Here is a 17,219-nt window from a genome sequence, read left to right on the forward strand (position 1 = left end):
AAGTTTCATAAATCTTATTTTGCTTTTTTTATGAAGCCTTGTCAATGGATTCACTTGACCTTTTTTTTAGTTTTTGATATATTATAATTATAATTTTGATACATCAAAACAGAGGATTTTAAATGACAAAAAGAAAATTAATAAGATCAAGTTTAGCAGTGCTTACTATATTATTAAGTTTGGTATTTTTCTCATGTTCTAAAACAGAGAAAACAAGCGAAACTAAGGATTCAGGTAAGATAAAAGTTACAGCCACAATAGGTATGGTTGCCGATATAGCAAAGGTTATCGGCGGAGATGAGGTAAATGTACAAGCCTTAATGGGAGCAGGGGTCGATCCCCACCTTTACAGGGCAAGTGCAGGAGATATGGAGAAGCTTCAAAAAGCCGATATCATTTTTTATAACGGGCTTCATCTTGAAGCAAAGATGGGAGAGGTTTTGCAAAAAATATCTTCTACCCGCAAAACTGTAGCAGTTGCCGAAAGTATCCCCAAGGAGCATCTATTACCCTTCGAGGAATCCGAATTCGATCCCCATGTTTGGTTTGATGTCAAGCTATGGAAATATGCAACGGAATCCGTATATAAAACATTGGCAGAATTTACTCCGCAAAAAAAAGAGGCTTTCAAGAAGAACTATGAAGCCTATATTTTAAAACTTGATGAACTTGACGAATTTATCAAAAAAAGAGCTTCGGAGATTCCGCAGGAAAAGAGAGTTATTGTTACCGCCCATGATGCCTTCAACTATTTCAGCAAGGCCTACGGTTTTGAAGTCAGAGGCTTACAAGGCATCAGCACAGTAAGCGAGGCAGGAGCAAAAGACGTGCAGGAGCTTGCAGACTTTATTACAAAAAGAAAACTTCCGGCCATCTTCGTTGAAAGCTCGGTGCCCGAAAAAAACGTAAAAGCCTTGCAGCAGGCTGTAAAGTCCAGAGGCTATGATGTTTCGATAGGCGGAGAACTTTTTTCGGATGCAATGGGAGATGAGGGCAGCTTTGAAGGAACATATATAGGAATGCTGACCCACAATATAAACACGATAATAGATGCCTTAAAAAAATAAAAGGTTTATTCTAATTAAGGATGATTTTATGAACAATTGCTGTGCCGAACATTCACAAGAAAATTTAATTCCGGCTTTTTGCGTTGAAGACCTAACCTTGGCTTACCGCGAAAAGCCTGTACTCTGGGACATAGACGTATGTGTCCCGCAAGGAGCAATGGAAGCCGTAGTCGGCCCAAACGGTGCCGGGAAATCGACCCTGCTTAAAGCAATGATGGGTATTCTTCCTATAGCATCAGGCGAAATAAAAATATTCGGAAAATCATATAAATCTCAAAGGAAAAGAATAGCCTATGTACCGCAAAGAAGTTCGGTCGATTGGGATTTCCCTACAACCGTCTTTGATGTTGTTTTAATGGGTTCATACGGGAATTTAGGATGGATAAAACGACCCGGGCAAAAAGAAAAAAAAGAAGCCCTATCAGCCTTGGAAAAGGTAGGCATGGCAGAGTTCGCAAAACGCCAGATAAGCGAGCTTTCAGGCGGCCAACAGCAAAGAGTTTTTTTGGCAAGGGCTCTTGTTCAAAATGCGGATCTTTATTTTATGGATGAACCCTTTCAAGGAGTCGATGCAGCGACCGAACAGGCTATTGTAAAACTTTTAAAAGAACTAAAAGCAAACGGAAAGACTCTTTTGGTTGTTCATCACGATCTTCAGACAGTAAAGGATTACTTTGATAGGGTTCTCTTATTGAATGTAAGATTAATAGCCGAGGGAAGTGTTGAAGAAGTTTTTACCGAAGAAAACTTGCGCAAAACCTATGGAGGCAGAATCGCCTACAATTCTGAAAAAAAATGAACGGGATAATAAAATTTTTTGCCGACTACACTTTGAGAAATGTTTTTTTAGGAACGATGCTTTTAGGAATCGGATCGGGCGTGGTAGGCAGCTTTGCCGTCTTACGTAAACAAAGCTTACTCGGAGATGCAATTGCACACGCAGCTCTCCCCGGAGTAGTAATAGCATTTTTACTTACAGGCTCTAAAATGACACTGCCTCTTTTACTAGGCGCAGGTATTACGGGACTAATAGGAACATTCTTTATAAACAACATTGTAAATAACTCAAAGGTTGACACGGATGCGGCTCAAGGGATTGTATTGGGTGTTTTTTTAGGCTTAGGCTTTTTGCTTTTAACCTACGTCCAAAAACTGCCGGGAGCCGGGAAAAGCGGTCTTGACAAATTTATCTTCGGACAGGCGGCAACTATCACACAACAAGATGTGATTATAATTTTTATAGTCGAAGCATTTATCCTTATAATTATTGCTCTTTTATGGAAAGAATTAAAACTATCTACATTTGATCCGGGATTTTCTCAATCAATAGGTTTTTCACCTAAAATAACGGAATTAATTTTGACGGTTTTAATCGTGATTACAATAGTTATAGGAATACAATCTGTCGGAGTAATTTTGATGAGTGCTCTTTTACTTGCACCTGCCGCTGCAGCAAGGCAATGGACTGATAGATTAAGCATAATGTGCCTCCTATCTGCCTTTTTTGGAGCCGCATCCGGAATGGGCGGAGCAGTAATTTCTTCTCAAGTTTTAAAAATGCCTACAGGACCTGTAATAGTTTGCTTTTTAACGGCCTTTACACTTATTTCAATCCTATTTAGTCCTCATAGAGGAATTATTCAGGCAAAAATAAAAAAACTTTATATAAAAACCAAAATACTTAAAAACATAGGGAATTAAATATATGAATATGGAAATAATATTAATTGCAATTATTGTCTCCGCTTCATGTGCCCTCTGCGGAGTATTTTTAGTTTTAAGAAGAATGTCTTTGATGAGCGATGCAATAAGCCACTCAATCATAATAGGAATCGTACTAGGTTTTTTTATAAGCAAAACCTTATCTTCAAGCATACCCTTGACAGGTGCCGTTATAGCCGGAATGGCCTCGGTTATATTTACAGAAGCCTTACAAAAAACAAAGCTTATAAAAAGCGATGCAGCCATAGGTCTTGTTTTTCCGTTTTTATTCAGCCTTGGAGTTATCTTGGTTTCACTCTATGCAGGAAATGTTCATTTGGATACCGATTCCGTCTTATTGGGAGAATTAGCCTTTGCACCCTTTGACCGAATAAATTTTTTTAATTTTTCTCTTCCCAAAAGCTTGGTTCAAATGAGCGGAATTCTTTTATTCGATTTACTTTTTATCATAATGTTTTTTAAAGAATTAAAGCTGACAACCTTTGATCCTAACTTGGCAAAATCAATAGGCTTTTCGCCTGCAATTATGCATTACGGATTAATGTTTGCAGTGAGCCTTACCTGCGTCGGAGCCTTTGATTCTGTCGGAGCCGTTTTAGTTACAGCCTTGATGATAGCTCCGGCTGCAGCAGCCCTCTTATTGACAAACAGTCTTTTTTATATGATAGCAATTTCAATTTTTATTGCTTCGGCGGCTTCAATAAGCGGCTTCTACCTTGCAGTAAAAATCGACGGAAGCATATCGGGTTCAATGGCAGCGATGACAGGGCTGTTTTTTTTACTTGCTTACCTATTCTCTCCAAAGGACGGATTGGTAAAACGAAGGGCCGAACAAAAAAATCTAAAAATAGATTTTGCCGTCAAGATGCTCATTGTGCATCTTTTGCATCATCAAGGTGAAGAAAATATGGACAGCGAATGCCGGGAAAAACATTTATGCGAGCATATTAACTGGACAGAAAAAAAAGCCCATACAGTAGTACTAGCGGCAAAACGGCTGGGATATATAAAAAAAGAAAACGGTTTACTTCTTTTGTCTCCATTAGGAAGGGACGAAGCGGAAAAATCGATAACAAATATTTAAGTTGAATAAATTTTTAGGAGGAAGAGTGCAAATCTCGCAAATTGCAACCGAAAATTATTTAAAATCTATTGTCAAATTTTTATCGGAAAGCGATAAAGATATAATTACTACCGGTGAGCTCGCAAAACTATTACATGTTACACCCGGTACGGTAACCTCGATGGCAAAAAAGCTTGAAAAAGAAGGATACATAGAATATCAAAATCGGATAGGATGCAGCCTTACCGAAAAAGGCAAAAAATACGGCCTTAATATTTTAAGACGTCACAGGCTAATCGAAACCTTTTTATTTCAAACTCTCAAAATGGATTGGAAGGATGTTCATAACGAAGCGGAAAATTTAGAACATGCAGCCTCTGATATCTTAATAGATAAAATAGACAAATACTTGGGAAAGCCTAAAAGAGATCCGCATGGGGCGGTGATACCTAAAAAAAATCAAAAAGAATATACATCTATAGACTTAAATTTAAATAAAGCAGCTTGCGGAATAGAATACTCAATAGCGAGGCTTACAGGTTCGGAAGCTCAATTTGAATATTATAAAAAAATAAATCTAAAATTAAATTCTAAGATCATACTTCAAAATAAAAATGAAGAAAGCGGTTTGGCCGAAATAATAATAGATGAAAATAAAGTCTCATGCTCCACAATGATTTTAAAAAACATCTTCGTCGAAAAAATTATTATTTAGACTGCTTTGAGTTTTTTAAAATATTCTCCGCATCTTTTTTTGCTTTATAAAATTTTTCTTTATTAAATTTATATTTTTCGATAGGCCTACATGTTTCGTCAATAATACCCATTTTTATTTTTGTTTTTAAAATATTAAATACCGCATCATCTATTCTTTTTAAAAAATCGGATTCTGCTTTCATTTTTTTTGAAATTACCTCTACGAGTTCTTTAAACTTAGGTTCGGAACACATTACCATATCACAGCCTGCTGCTAAAGCTAAAAGCACATTATCCTCTGTAGATCGCCCATCCGTTTTAAGGGCCTTCATAGCCATATCATCGGTAATAATTAAGCCCTTAAAATTTAATTCATTACGTAAAAATTTTTCTATTCCGATTTTTGAAAAACAAAAAGGCTTTTTCTCTATAAATGAAACTTCAGCATGAGAAATTAAAACAACTTCATCACTGCCATAAATAATTCGGCGAAAAGGATTAATAAAATCCCTATAAAAAATATCTTGATCAACATCAATAATACTTTTTGAAAGATGCGGATCTGTTTCCGCATTTCCGGGAAAATGCTTAACTGTAGAAAGCATCCCGCCCTTTTTCATCCCGGAAATAAAAGCTTTAGCATATCTTACTAAAACATCTTCATCATTAGAAAAAATGCGGTCATCCAAAAAACCGGAACCTTGTGATCTTTCTTTTTCAACAATAGGAGCTAAATTTAAATGTATACCCAATAAATTGATTTGCTCTGCCGTATGCGTGTATAGGGCTAGGGCTTCTTCTTCCGTTAATGTTTTCGCTATTTTTTTAGGTGAAGGGAGAGGTGATCCAATTTTTCGTATTCGATAAACACGTCCGCCTTCAAAATCGGATGCAAAAAAAGGTGGTATAAACGTTTTTGATTTGGACAAATTTTGTACAGACTGCTTTACCGATTTTATATAATAAGCACAAGCTTGAGGCGTATCCGAAAAATTATATCCGAATAAAATAAAAGCTCCCGGCGTATAAGAGTCAAAATAGGAACTTAAATAAGGAGGAAATTTTTTTTCCCCCTCAATACTCATCATTAAAACCTGAGAAGCTTTTTCTTCACTAGTCATTTTTGAAATATAAGATCGAATATCTGAATCATCGCCAAAAAGAAAAGAATAAACAAAAAAACAACAAAAGAAAGCAAAAAAATAACGTTTCATAAATATTCCAAGATTAAATAAGTTTTTGACTTTTTGCAATCTTAAAAAGTCTGGAGTTCCATAAATTATTTTGCATATACTTATCGCGTATATCGTTTTCACCTATAGCCAATACGTTTTTTTGCATCGATTTAAAAGCCTTGCTTAGATAAGCAATGGTTTGTGAAGAACTTTCTCCGTATAACTTAACGGATAAATCATAGCATAGATACATATATAAAGATGAATAAGGATCATTCTGATATAAGGATTCAACAGCCGATGTTTCCAAATCCGATAAAAAAACTTTACATTCTTCAATATCATACATTTTTGAAAAGTTAATTTTACAATTATAGTAATTATAAAAGGCATCAAACATCTTCTTACCGATAGATTTGTTATATATATTGGACCAAATCAAATCTTCAGTAATACTAAAACCTGATGTTAAATTTTTAAATTCCATAAGTCCGGAATTATTGTACTCACTATAAATCGAAGATATATCCAAATCCAATTTTTCAAAATCATTTTTTAAAACAGGATAAAATAAAAATGATTCGAGTAAAAACAATAAAGCGTCATCGGTATAATCTATATATTTTAGTAAAAGCTCTTGTCCGTTTTTTATTTGCCCCATATAAATTAAAGAACGGGCATACCAAGATTTACATAAGGGCTCTAATTTATCAAAATATAAATTTGCAAAATCAGACGCTGTCTTAAAATTTTCTGCAGCCTTACTAAATTCTCCTATTTGCAAATATACACGTCCTTTCATAAAAAGATATGGAATTTTCCAATCTTGTTCAAAATATTCATCAACAGCAGCGGCTAAACGGTCTAAAAAAGTTATAGATTGTTTTAAATTATTTTGTAAAAAATAAACAATACTAATATTAAACAATGCATCACAGATAAAAGATGTATCATGAGAGTGTTCGGCATTGTCAAGAGCATAAGAAAAATAAGTAATAGCATCGGATATTTTATTTTCCGTTAAATTAAAAAAAGCAAGTAATGAAAAAGCTCTATACTCTCCCGACTCCAATTTATTTTCTTGAAAAAAACCGATTGCAGTTTTTAGATATGCATAAGACTTTGCCGTACTGTCATCTATATTTGCAATAATCGAATTTTGATAATATTTTAATGCATCATAAAAAGTCTCATTTTTATATTTTTTTAAATCTAAACCTTCAATAGAAGAATCCGAATAATTGTGAAATATTGAAGCAAGTAAAAAATCGTGCTTACATTTAAAATTTAAAGAATCAAATATTTTTTCAGCCTCAGAATTTGCATTTAGAATTCCTTTTTTATATTTAGCCCATAAATATTCCGCTATATTCGAATCAGCCGTATTTTTGCCGGGATTAATACGTCTTTCAATAATTTCGGGTAAGCCATAGGGAACGGCATAGATATTATTTTCAACCAAAATAATTCCTATTGAATACATCCAAGCATAAATATCATCAAAAAAATTCTTGCTCTTATTCAATGAAAGCAAAAAATCGGTAATTTCATCGTAAAAAAAGTATTTACCTGAAGAAAGAATAATATATATCAACTGTAATAAATCATCAGGAATATTATATATTGAAGGCAGGGAAGAATCCAAAGCTTCTATTTCTATATATTTATTAACTGCATATATTTTTTCTGCTTCTTCCAAATTTTTTTTATCGTTTATATTATCGATTAAAACTTTTACATATTTTCCGCCATTTTGTTTTTTTATATAATTTTTCAAGTATATTGCAGCATTTGTTAAAAAGGCATCAACAAAATACTGAGGCATATTTTTAGAAAACCTGTGTTTTTTTAGATAGATATAAACATTTTTTGTGGCTAAAAAAGAAGCTCTATCTTCATTACTCATAGCCTTTAAACAATCATTATCTAAAGGATTAGCCAAAATAAAATTATATAAGGCCCAAAAATAATTATCATTCCTATGCAGTATTATTGAAGCATTTTTTTCAATATTTTTATTATAGATTAAATTAATATTTTCAAAAAAATTAAATACATTACATAATAAAAGAGAAGAGTCCGTTTCATCAAAATCAATATATTTTGAAAGCTTATCGGATGCAGCTTTTGAAGCAAACATCCCCGTTTCAGGTATTAATTGCTTTTTATATTGCAATAAGGATTCTAATAAAGTCTCATTTGAAACATCTTCCTCGTAATAATCTGTAATACATCTCACTTCCGATATTTTATTTTTATATGAAACTAATATTTTATTTATATTATATAAAAAACGTGCAGTAGAAAAGGCATAAGCAATTGATTTTTTTTTAAATAAAAAGTAAAAACTGCCTTGAGTCTGCATAAATTCCGCTCCGTTTGATAAAGCTTCTTCTTTTATCAGGTTAATAAAATCGGTAAGGATTTTTAAATTAATTTTACGCAGTTGTCTTTCATATATTATTTCTAAAAAAACACTTAACATGTCCCAGCCCTTGATTTATAAGTAATAATATCATCGATATATTTTTCTTCCATTTTTATATTTTCTTTTTCCCATATCTCACGTTTTTTTTCTTTTAGTTTTGAAATTACTTTGCGTTTTGATGCCGCTTCAATATAAATCTTTCTTTTTTCTTCAATAATTTGCTCTGCAACAACTAATTTTTCCAGCAACTCATCCTTTTTTTTATCCAAAAGGATGGTATAATTTTGGGCATTATGAAGATCCGTTATATCTATTTTATCGGACTCAGGATTAAATTCGGCTCCGGTTTTTACTTTTAACTTAGCAATCTGTTTTAGCTCAATATCTATGTAGTCCTTATGAGCAATAGCATGAGCCAAGTCAATCTCTGCCTGATGTTCATAAAATTCGCGTAAGTTTAAAAGTTTTTCAAGCCGAAACTCAAACCTTTTCATTACTTAACCTCTCGATCCGGTTTATACAATGCAGAGGCTTCAGAACTTTGAGCATATTTTTTTATTGCTCCGACACCCAACCCGGCTTCATCAAATTCTTCGGGAGGAATATCTATACCCGTAATATCCGAAAGTTTTTGTAAGGTATCTTTCAGTTTTGCAGGATCATCCACCTCTTGAGTTAAAAACTCATAAATACGAGGATAGTGGTCGATAGCGTCATCGATTGCGGTGCTGCTTCCTTTTTGATAAGCACCGAGATTTATCATATCTTCGGATTCGGTATAGTCTTTCAGTAAGGTCCGCATACGTTTTGACGCAATTTTTGTATTTTGTCCCGATACTCTGTTTGATAATCTGGAAATGCTTTTTAAAACATTGACGGCAGGGTATTGTCCTCTTTCGGCAAGGTTTCTATCCAATACAATATGACCGTCTAAAATACCTCGGACGGCATCCGAAATGGGCTCATTCATATCGTCGCCTTCTACTAAGACGGTATAAAATCCCGTGATGGAACCTTTTTCGGAAGTACCGCTTCTTTCAAGCAGTTTAGGCAGAGAACTAAAAACACTTGGGGTATAGCCGCGGGTTGCAGGAGGTTCACCTATGGCAAGCCCTATTTCTCTTTGAGCCATAGCAAACCGTGTTACCGAATCAAAAAGAAGCATAACATCTTTTCCTTGATCGCGGAAATATTCTGCAATTGCCGTAGCGGTATATGCGCCTCTTATTCTTGCAAGAGCACTTTGATCCGAGGTTGCACTTACAATTACCGAATGTTTTAAACCTTCAGGACCCAGATCATGTTCAATAAAGTCTAAAACTTCCCTGCCCCGCTCTCCTATAAGAGCAATGACATTTACATCGGCATTTGTGTTTCGCGCTATCATTCCCAGCAGGGTAGATTTTCCTATTCCGGTTCCGGCAAAAATACCCAAACGCTGACCGCGCCCCACAGCCAAAAGGCTGTCGATAGCACGGATGCCTGTAACGATTCTTTGTCTTATGGGCTTACGGGTCATAGCATCCGGAGGAGGGGCTACAACAGGATATCTTTTAGCGGAATAGGGTTCAGGTTTGCCGTCAGCCGACTTACATAAGGCATCAACGACACGGCCCAATAAAACATCGCCTACAGGTACTGATAGGATTTCGCCGCTTGCAATAACAAGATCGCCTATTTTTACACCTTGAACATCGGTATAACTCATCAACTGAACAATAGTTCCGTTTAAGCCCACAACCTCAGCCTTTAATCCATCAGGATTATCATCGGTAATAATCTGGCAAAGCTCCCCTACGGAAGCCACAGGGCCTTCACTTTCAATTAATTTATCGTGAACGCGGACAACGTGTCCTGTAAATTTTATCGGATCGGTTTCTGAGATAGCGTTGGTATATTTATCAAAAAGATCTACCATATCGGTACCCTAAATATTTCCGGTTTTTATCTTTGTTTTAATAGGCGATATTTCCAAAATCTTTTGTTCAAGTTCGTTAAGCTGACTTGCAATGCGTGCATCCACTGCACCGAAATCGGTTTCGATGATACAGCCGCCTTGATCAACTGTGGAATCTTCAACCACCGTAATATTTTTAATATTTTCTGCAGCGGATATAAAGTTTTGAGTATGCTCTGTAGTCATTTTAACATCAGCAAGATTTACTCGGATGACTACATCGCCTCTTCCTTTAACTTTACGCAAGGCATGGACAACATTGGAAACCACAACATTCCTTTGGTTTTCGGAAATAACCTTAACAACCTTTCTTGTCATCAAAAGAACAAGATCCACTATTTGCTGTTCGGTTTCCGAAAGAATTTCTTGGCGCCTATCCATTGTCTTATTTATTATCGTATGAAGACGATCGGTCAGGCGCTGCACTTCAAGATTTCCTTCTTTAAAACCTTCTTCACGGCCGCGGTTAAAACCCTCTTTATATGCATCACGATTTACGGAATCTTTGTTTTTCTCGGAATCGGCTATTATATCTCGGGCTTTTTGCTCGGCTTCGGCTATAATATCCTCGGCTTCTTTTTTTGCATTTTGCGCTATAACTTGAGCCTCATCAGTCTGCCTTTTTACTTCATCAAAGGCAGCATTTTGTGCACCTTGAATAATCTTATCGGCTTCAGCTTTAGCATCGGAAAGCATTCTTTCTTTTTGCTTTTCCCATTCGAGTCTAAAATCTTCAGCTTCTTTTTTTAAGTCTTCAATGGTAGGCCCTTGGTAAACTTCTACCTCTTCTTCAATAATTTCTTCAGGCTCTTCTTGAAAAGTTTTATTCAGCTGTAAAAATACTACATCGTTGTTGTTTTTATTTACCTCAAAGCCTCTAAAAATAGTCTTAGCCATAAGCAATTCTCCGTTTTATTTTATACCAATTCATCCTCTTCGGATCTGGCGATAACAATTTCACCCTTATCCTCCAAGTGCCTGATAATCGAAACAATCTTTTGCTGAGCTTCTTCAACATCTTTAACACGTATCGGGCCCATGTATTCCATTTCATCGCGGAGCATGGCACCGGCGCGCTTGGACATGTTTCTGAATATCTTATCTTGAACCTCGGCATCAACCTGTTTAAGAGCCTTAGCCATTTCATCGTTATTAACTTCGCGCAGAACCTTACTGATGGATCTATCGTCAAGCATAACAATGTCTTCGAATACGAACATCTTCTTCTTGATTTCTTCAGCCAAATCGGGATCTTCATCTTCGAGAGATTCGATAATCGATTTTTCCGAAGAGCGGTCAACAAGGTTAAGAATCTCAACGATACTGTCGACGCCTCCGGCTGCCGTATAATCTTCACTTGAAACCGTAGAAAGTTTCTTTTCCAAAACGCGTTCAACTTCACGGAGAACATCGGGGGAAGTAGTATCCATGGTTGCGACACGTCTTGCAACATCACTTTGAATTTCATCGGGAAGATTTTGCAAAATCACCGATGCCTTTTGCGGCTCAAGGTAGGCAAGAATCAAAGCTATCGTCTGAGGATGCTCTTGCTGAATAAAGTTAAGCAAGTGAGCAGGGTCAGTACGCCTTATAAAATCGAAGGGACGAACTTGAAGAGAACTCGTGAGCCTATTAATTATTTCGATAGCTTTTTGACTTCCGAATGTTTTTTCCAAAACATCCCTTGCATAATCTATACCGCCCGTTGTTATAAAGTTTTGGGCGGTCATTAGATCCTGAAACTCTTGGAGAACGGCATCCTTTAATTCCGCCTCTACTGTTTCGGTTCTTGCAATTTCAAAAACTATTTTTTCGACTTCATCTTCACGAAGCCTTTCCATTATTTTAGCGGAGATTTCACCTCCCAGAGATACTAAAAATATAGCAGCCTTTTGTCTTCCGGTAAGAGAATTAATGTCCTTACCTTTTTTTGCACTGCCTCTTTCTTTTGCAGGTGTTACAGCCATATTATTCCTCCATGAGCCAAGTTCTAATTAAGAGAGCAACATCTTCAGGATGTTCCCTAGCCATATTGATGGCATTTTCTTGAAGCTCCTGCCTTCTTCGCTCTTCAACAGTCATTGAAACATCGGCATCAGCCATCTGCTGATCATACAACATTCTTTCACGCTCCAGCTGTGCTTGACGCAAAAGCTCTTCTTCGCGGAGCCTTTTTCTTCTTTCAAGCTCACGACTTATAATTCTATACAAGATAAAGAGCAATAATATTAGTGCTATACCGGCGAGAGAAAGTAAGAATATAGTTTGTCTTTGCAGTGACTTAAAATATTCTTTATCTTCAAGTTCAAACTGTGAAGACCTGTCTACCATAACATTTAAAACGCTCACAGAATCTTTGCGGCTTGCATCAAATCCTATGGCATCTTTAATTATTTTTTCGGCCTGTTTTATTTCTTCAGGAGAAAGAGGTTTATATTCTCTTTCAATCATCCCGTTCTTAATAATATATTTTCCGTTAACATCCTTTTGCTTTACCCAAAGACCGTCTATGTTTACGGATACGGTTCTTCTTCCCATCTTAGGAAGAAAGTTCTCTTTTATCTGACTTGAGCTTACAAGATGATTTTCTTTTGTAATCGTCTGAGTTGAGCGGCCGACCAAATTTCTTGTATCCTGATAAGAAGGCGGCGTTTGTCCTTCCGTTCCCGTAGGTCCTTGAGGATTGATTCCGCTTCCTTCCCAAATCGTAGTTGCATTTTCGGAGCTTACCGTAACCGATTTTACAACTTCCGAGTCGTCATAAGAAGTTTCAGGATTATCCGGTTTAATAACTATAGGACGTATTTCGGTTGTGTCGGCAGAACGTTCAGACATATCCATGTCAATTTTAACGTTTATATCCCTAACTCTGTCTTCACCGTATATTTTTTGTAAAGGTATCAATATATTTTCACCGTATTGTCTTTCAAGTTTAGATATAAACTTTTGCTGCTTTTCAATTAAAGTTAATCGATCGGCATCTTTCATACCTTCAAAATCGTTTAAAGTAATACCTGAAGTATCTCTTATAGTTATATCTTCATCTTTTAATCCGGGAACCGCAAGCCTCAACATCTTTTGAATACCCTCTACTTTTTTGCGGTTATTGGAAATATCGCTTCCCGGTGCAGGAGAAATTACGACCGTTGCCGTTGCAGGAAGCTGCTCCGATTCAAACAAGGCTTTTTCCGGTATGCGGACAACAACATTTGCATCATCAATATCGTCTAAAGCTTTTAAGTGTCTTCTAACTTCTTCGGTAATGGCACGGCGTAAATCAATCTCACGGTCAAAATCGGTGCGGGAATATCTTTCCACATCGAAGAAAGCCCAAGGACTTGTATTGGTAGGTATCAAGTCTTCACGCATCAATATGGCCCTCATTCTTCGCGCAGTTGTTTCATCTGCAACAGAGATTATACCATCGGAAGAGATTGTAGTTTTTACGTTTTCTTCATTAATGCGCAAGATAATTCGATCCCGCAGATCAACATCGGTTATCGCCATGTCTATTACCGGCACCGAGGTCGGCTTTGAAGACCATCTACTGAGAACGACAACCAGCACCAGAGCAATAACAACTACCCCGATGATGATGCCTTTTTGGAGCTTTGTCCATTTTCCCCAAAGCGTCCCAAACTTTGTTTTTAGATTGTTAAATTTTTCGTTCATGTTTCCCCCCATGTACTGAACGAGCTTTGCAATACTTTAAGGTTAAAGTCTTGCGAGGCTATCTTTTATCTCGTTGTGGTAATATCATTCCAACTTTTTACCAAACGGTCGATTATAGTTTGTGCTAATTTAAGCGACAAACTCGCTTCGGCCATTCCCATCGTTATATCATGAACATCGACCGATTCGGGATCGACAATCATCTGCTCTCCCAATTTATCCATGTTTGTTTGCTTTGCATTCATGCTGTCAAAGGCTTTTAAAATTGTCTGCTCAAAACTTGAAGCTTCTTTATTTACGGCAAGCTCAATCATGTCCGTATTCGAAACCATCTTGGCTCTAAAATTATCGGTAACAACGGCATTAATTTTCGGAACATCTAAAAGGCCGGGTACCGAATTTACATTTGCAACATTTACAGCGTTTACCATTTTTTCCTCCCATCCTCATTTTATCGTGCAATATCCAAGGCTCGTTGGAACATATCCTTTGCACCGTTTACAACAGCAAGGTTTGCTTCATAAGCTCTTGAAGCCGAAATCAAATCAACCATTTCGGTAACTATGTTTACATTGGGATACTCTACATATCCTTCCTTGGGGCCGTACTTTAAGGCCTTAGGATGGCTTGGATCATAAACCCAGCGGGTATCGGAAGTATCTTTTTCTATCGAAAGAACCTTAACTCCCTCGCCTACACCTCTTTCTACATTTTGAGGAGTAAAAGGAGTCTGCCAGTCGATACCGCTTTTCTTTTGACCGACTATTACACGGCTTCTTTTAAAGGGGCCGCCTTCTTGAGTTTCCAAGCTGGAAGCGTTTGCAATATTATTTGATATTACATCTGTTCTAAGACGCTCTACTCCCATTCCGGTAGCTGCAATATTTATACTTGTGAACAATCCCATACTTTTTCCTCCGCTTCCTTATTTTACTTTAAAACCGATTGTACCTGATTGTACTGAAATCCTGCCATCATACTTAAAAGCTGATACTGCATTTGAACCTTCAATACCTTCATGGCCTCATCTTCCGGATTTACATTATTTCCGTTTGCCTTTTCGGAACTCAAATAATCCAAAACACGTACAGGCTCAACCGTTCGATAATCTATAGGCTCATTTGATTTTATGTGCAAGGGATGAGTTGTTGCAAGCTGAAAAGCACCTTTTGCATTTTTTTCGGAATCGAAGGCTCTCTTTAACTCTGATTCAAAATTTACCTCAGTCCGTTTAAAATTAGGAACATCCGCATTTGCAAGGTTGTTCGATGTAACGGTATAGCGCAAAGAGCTTACATCCAAGGCTCTGTGAAGTATATCCGTTGTTCTTAAAAAACTATTAAAACCCATAGTTCACTCCTAAGCATATTTTCGGCAAATTTTAAATACCCCTTAACCATATTATAGAATATATCGGGATAAATCCTGATCCTGTACTATATCCTTTAATCTTTCATCCACATAAGACACATCGATTCTTACGGTTTCACCGCTCATCTCGCTTGCATTAAACGAAATATCTTCCAAAAGCATCTCCATAATCGTATGCAGCCGCCTTGCTCCGATGTTTTCGTTTTTGCTGTTTACATCGGCAGCCAAAAAACTCATTCTATCAATGGCTTCATCCAAAAATTCTATTTTTACGCCTTCGGTTTCCAAAAGTTCCGCATATTGCTTTGTCAAAGCATTTTTAGGTTCAAGGAGAATCCGTTTAAAATCTTCTGCATGAAGGGCTTCAAGCTCTACACGCAAGGGAAAGCGCCCCTGAAACTCCGGAATTAAATCGCTCGGCTTCGATACGCTGAAAGCACCGGCCGCTATAAAAAGAATGTGACGGGTATCTACTACTCCGTATTTTGTAGAAACCTTAGAGCCTTCAACGATTGGAAGAATGTCGCGCTGAACACCTTCTCTTGAAACATCCGGCCCTCCTCCGCGATCGGAGCGGGAAGCGACCTTATCTATTTCGTCGATAAAGATAATTCCCATCTGCTCGACTCTTTGCTTTGCCTCATCCGTAACCTTATCGTGATCGACCATGCGGTCAAGCTGTTCGGTCATTATAATCTCGCGGGCTTCTTTTATGCTTACATTTTTGCGTTTTGATTTTGCGCCTCCCATAATCATATTCGAAATATTCGACATTGCAGATTCGATATCTTCCATATTTGATCCGCCTGCAAAAAATTCGAATGTAGGCATTCCGACCGATGGAGAAACCGTAACCTCAACCATCTTATCTTCGAGCTTACCCTCACGGAGCATTACTCGGAATTTTTCGCGAGTACCGCTCATATCGTTTTCATGCTGAGCCTTATCATCTTCGGCAGGAGCTGCAGAGCTCATACTCGGAATGGCTATCGGTGTCCCGGCGGAGGCATGAGAACTCTCTTGTGCAGGAACGGCAGCGGCCGGTGCAGCAGATTTCTTTTTATTTGAACCGGGTAAAAGCAAATCCAATAAGGATTCTTCCGTGTTTTTTTCTGCCTGTTCTTTTAGTTTTTCCTGCATTTCGCTTTTCACCATTGTGTAGCCCACAGCCATTAGATCCCTGATCATGGATTCGACATCGCGGCCGACATAGCCTACCTCGGTATATTTTGTAGCTTCAACTTTCAAAAAGGGAGCTCCCGACAATTTTGCAAGCCGCCTTGCAATTTCGGTTTTACCCACACCTGTAGGCCCTATCATCAAAATATTTTTAGGAGCTATTTCATCCCTTATTTCTTCCGGCAATTTTAGACGGCGCATTCTGTTACGGAGAGCAATAGCAACGGCCCTCTTTGCCTTGTTTTGTCCTATGATGTATTTATCCAATTCCGCAACAGTTTGCTTAGGCGTCAGCTCTTTTAATTCTTCGTTCATTATATTTCCTCCATAACTATTTTTCCGTTTGTGTAGATGCAGATTTTTCCTGCAATCTGTAAACTCTTTTCTGCAATTTCACGGGCGGAAAGATTTGTGTTTTGCATCAAAGCCAAAGCCGAAGCATAGGCATAGTTTCCTCCGGAGCCTATTGCAAGTACATCTTCTTCAGGCTCTATGACATCTCCGTTACCCGAAATTAAAAGAGTAGTCTTTGCATCGGCGACAAGCAGGAGGGCCTGTAAATTTTTAAGCATCTTATCGGTACGCCAATCCTTTGCAAGCTCTACGGCAGCACGAGTCAGATCGCCTGAAAATTCTTTTACCCGTATTTCGAATTTTTCTAAAAGAGTAAAGGCATCAGCCGTTGCTCCGGCAAAGCCCGTTATAATTTTTCCGTCATAAATTTTTCTTACCTTTCGGGCATTCCCCTTCATAACGGTTTCGCCCATAGTTACCTGCCCGTCTCCGGCCATAACAATTTTTCCGTCTCTACGTACAGCAAGCACTGTCGTACTTCGTATCTTTTTATCCATTTTAAAACTCCTATAAAACTTAGTAGATAAACAGTAAG

At 37.3% G+C, this 17,219-nt stretch carries 17 protein-coding genes; 5 read left to right on the forward strand and 12 right to left on the reverse strand.

The genetic code is table 11. The features are described from left to right. Nucleotides 1-122: 122 nt before the first annotated feature. From E4O07_RS07325 to E4O07_RS07345, 5 genes are read left to right on the forward strand one after another with little or no spacing between them, the layout of a single operon-like run. Nucleotides 123-1,067, forward strand: coding sequence for a metal ABC transporter solute-binding protein, Zn/Mn family (locus E4O07_RS07325; RefSeq protein WP_253684811.1), 945 nt, complete (start codon nt 123-125; stop codon nt 1,065-1,067). 28 nt (nt 1,068-1,095) lie between these two features. Beyond that, complete coding sequence (locus tag E4O07_RS07330; RefSeq protein WP_253684812.1) at nt 1,096-1,866, forward strand: metal ABC transporter ATP-binding protein; 771 nt, start codon at nt 1,096-1,098, stop codon at nt 1,864-1,866. After that, nucleotides 1,863-2,768 (forward strand): transition metal ABC transporter permease subunit TroC, encoded by a 906-nt coding sequence (troC, locus tag E4O07_RS07335; RefSeq protein ID WP_253684813.1) that lies wholly within the window; start codon nt 1,863-1,865, stop codon nt 2,766-2,768. Before E4O07_RS07330 ends, troC begins: the two co-directional genes overlap by 4 nt. A gap of 4 nt (nt 2,769-2,772) precedes the next feature. After that, the gene (locus tag E4O07_RS07340; protein WP_253684814.1) at nt 2,773-3,873 is read left to right on the forward strand and encodes a metal ABC transporter permease; all 1,101 of its coding nucleotides are present in this window, start codon (nt 2,773-2,775) and stop codon (nt 3,871-3,873) included. 25 nt (nt 3,874-3,898) lie between these two features. Beyond that, the gene (locus tag E4O07_RS07345) at nt 3,899-4,567 is read left to right on the forward strand and encodes a metal-dependent transcriptional regulator (RefSeq protein WP_253684815.1); all 669 of its coding nucleotides are present in this window, start codon (nt 3,899-3,901) and stop codon (nt 4,565-4,567) included. Here the strand turns inward: E4O07_RS07345 and E4O07_RS07350 are convergent. From E4O07_RS07350 to hslV, 12 genes are all read right to left on the reverse strand, one after another. Further along, entirely contained in the window at nt 4,560-5,762 is a 1,203-nt protein-coding gene (locus E4O07_RS07350; protein ID WP_371921915.1) for a glycoside hydrolase family 3 N-terminal domain-containing protein, read from the reverse strand. The two genes, E4O07_RS07345 and E4O07_RS07350, sit on opposite strands and share 8 nt — an antisense overlap. A 13-nt stretch (nt 5,763-5,775) precedes the next feature. Then, a complete protein-coding gene (locus E4O07_RS07355; protein ID WP_253684817.1) occupies nt 5,776-8,208 on the reverse strand; it encodes a tetratricopeptide repeat protein in 2,433 nt (810 codons plus the stop codon). Then, nucleotides 8,202-8,645: a flagellar export protein FliJ gene (fliJ, locus tag E4O07_RS07360; protein ID WP_253684818.1), complete on the reverse strand. Its 444-nt coding sequence runs from the start codon at nt 8,643-8,645 to the stop codon at nt 8,202-8,204. Before fliJ ends, E4O07_RS07355 begins: the two co-directional genes overlap by 7 nt. Then, nucleotides 8,645-10,069 (reverse strand): flagellar protein export ATPase FliI, encoded by a 1,425-nt coding sequence (fliI, locus tag E4O07_RS07365; protein ID WP_253684819.1) that lies wholly within the window; start codon nt 10,067-10,069, stop codon nt 8,645-8,647. Before fliI ends, fliJ begins: the two co-directional genes overlap by 1 nt. A gap of 9 nt (nt 10,070-10,078) precedes the next feature. After that, entirely contained in the window at nt 10,079-11,005 is a 927-nt protein-coding gene (gene fliH, locus E4O07_RS07370) for a flagellar assembly protein FliH (RefSeq protein WP_253684820.1), read from the reverse strand. A gap of 20 nt (nt 11,006-11,025) precedes the next feature. Next, a complete protein-coding gene (gene fliG / locus E4O07_RS07375) occupies nt 11,026-12,075 on the reverse strand; it encodes a flagellar motor switch protein FliG (protein WP_253684821.1) in 1,050 nt (349 codons plus the stop codon). Between the two features lies 1 nt (nt 12,076). After that, entirely contained in the window at nt 12,077-13,780 is a 1,704-nt protein-coding gene (gene fliF / locus E4O07_RS07380; RefSeq protein WP_253684822.1) for a flagellar basal-body MS-ring/collar protein FliF, read from the reverse strand. Between the two features lie 65 nt (nt 13,781-13,845). Continuing rightward, a complete protein-coding gene (gene fliE, locus E4O07_RS07385) occupies nt 13,846-14,211 on the reverse strand; it encodes a flagellar hook-basal body complex protein FliE (protein WP_253684823.1) in 366 nt (121 codons plus the stop codon). 20 nt (nt 14,212-14,231) lie between these two features. Next, nucleotides 14,232-14,687, reverse strand: coding sequence for a flagellar basal body rod protein FlgC (gene flgC, locus E4O07_RS07390; RefSeq protein WP_253684824.1), 456 nt, complete (start codon nt 14,685-14,687; stop codon nt 14,232-14,234). A 23-nt stretch (nt 14,688-14,710) separates the two neighbouring features. Next, nucleotides 14,711-15,130 (reverse strand): flagellar basal body rod protein FlgB, encoded by a 420-nt coding sequence (flgB, locus tag E4O07_RS07395; RefSeq protein WP_253684825.1) that lies wholly within the window; start codon nt 15,128-15,130, stop codon nt 14,711-14,713. Nucleotides 15,131-15,181: 51 nt separating this feature from the next. Continuing rightward, nucleotides 15,182-16,645: an ATP-dependent protease ATPase subunit HslU gene (gene hslU / locus E4O07_RS07400; RefSeq protein WP_253684826.1), complete on the reverse strand. Its 1,464-nt coding sequence runs from the start codon at nt 16,643-16,645 to the stop codon at nt 15,182-15,184. Beyond that, complete coding sequence (gene hslV, locus E4O07_RS07405) at nt 16,645-17,181, reverse strand: ATP-dependent protease subunit HslV (RefSeq protein ID WP_253679685.1); 537 nt, start codon at nt 17,179-17,181, stop codon at nt 16,645-16,647. Before hslV ends, hslU begins: the two co-directional genes overlap by 1 nt. Nucleotides 17,182-17,219 lie beyond the last annotated feature (38 nt).

Source organism: Treponema sp. OMZ 798, assembly GCF_024181385.1.
Classification (GTDB): domain Bacteria; phylum Spirochaetota; class Spirochaetia; order Treponematales; family Treponemataceae; genus Treponema_B.

What these genes read in the sequence shown, in the direction of transcription:
- E4O07_RS07325 (WP_253684811.1), top strand. Translation starts at nt 123, where the DNA reads ATGACAAAAAGAAAATTAATAAGATCAAGTTTAGCAGTGCTTACTATA.
- E4O07_RS07330 (WP_253684812.1), top strand. Translation starts at nt 1,096, where the DNA reads ATGAACAATTGCTGTGCCGAACATTCACAAGAAAATTTAATTCCGGCT.
- troC (WP_253684813.1), top strand. Translation starts at nt 1,863, where the DNA reads ATGAACGGGATAATAAAATTTTTTGCCGACTACACTTTGAGAAATGTT.
- E4O07_RS07340 (WP_253684814.1), top strand. Translation starts at nt 2,773, where the DNA reads ATGAATATGGAAATAATATTAATTGCAATTATTGTCTCCGCTTCATGT.
- E4O07_RS07350 (WP_371921915.1), bottom strand. Translation starts at nt 5,762, where the DNA reads ATGAAACGTTATTTTTTTGCTTTCTTTTGTTGTTTTTTTGTTTATTCT.
- E4O07_RS07355 (WP_253684817.1), bottom strand. Translation starts at nt 8,208, where the DNA reads ATGTTAAGTGTTTTTTTAGAAATAATATATGAAAGACAACTGCGTAAA.
- fliJ (WP_253684818.1), bottom strand. Translation starts at nt 8,645, where the DNA reads ATGAAAAGGTTTGAGTTTCGGCTTGAAAAACTTTTAAACTTACGCGAA.
- fliI (WP_253684819.1), bottom strand. Translation starts at nt 10,069, where the DNA reads ATGGTAGATCTTTTTGATAAATATACCAACGCTATCTCAGAAACCGAT.
- fliH (WP_253684820.1), bottom strand. Translation starts at nt 11,005, where the DNA reads ATGGCTAAGACTATTTTTAGAGGCTTTGAGGTAAATAAAAACAACAAC.
- fliG (WP_253684821.1), bottom strand. Translation starts at nt 12,075, where the DNA reads ATGGCTGTAACACCTGCAAAAGAAAGAGGCAGTGCAAAAAAAGGTAAG.
- fliF (WP_253684822.1), bottom strand. Translation starts at nt 13,780, where the DNA reads ATGAACGAAAAATTTAACAATCTAAAAACAAAGTTTGGGACGCTTTGG.
- fliE (WP_253684823.1), bottom strand. Translation starts at nt 14,211, where the DNA reads ATGGTAAACGCTGTAAATGTTGCAAATGTAAATTCGGTACCCGGCCTT.
- flgC (WP_253684824.1), bottom strand. Translation starts at nt 14,687, where the DNA reads ATGGGATTGTTCACAAGTATAAATATTGCAGCTACCGGAATGGGAGTA.
- flgB (WP_253684825.1), bottom strand. Translation starts at nt 15,130, where the DNA reads ATGGGTTTTAATAGTTTTTTAAGAACAACGGATATACTTCACAGAGCC.
- hslU (WP_253684826.1), bottom strand. Translation starts at nt 16,645, where the DNA reads ATGAACGAAGAATTAAAAGAGCTGACGCCTAAGCAAACTGTTGCGGAA.
- hslV (WP_253679685.1), bottom strand. Translation starts at nt 17,181, where the DNA reads ATGGATAAAAAGATACGAAGTACGACAGTGCTTGCTGTACGTAGAGAC.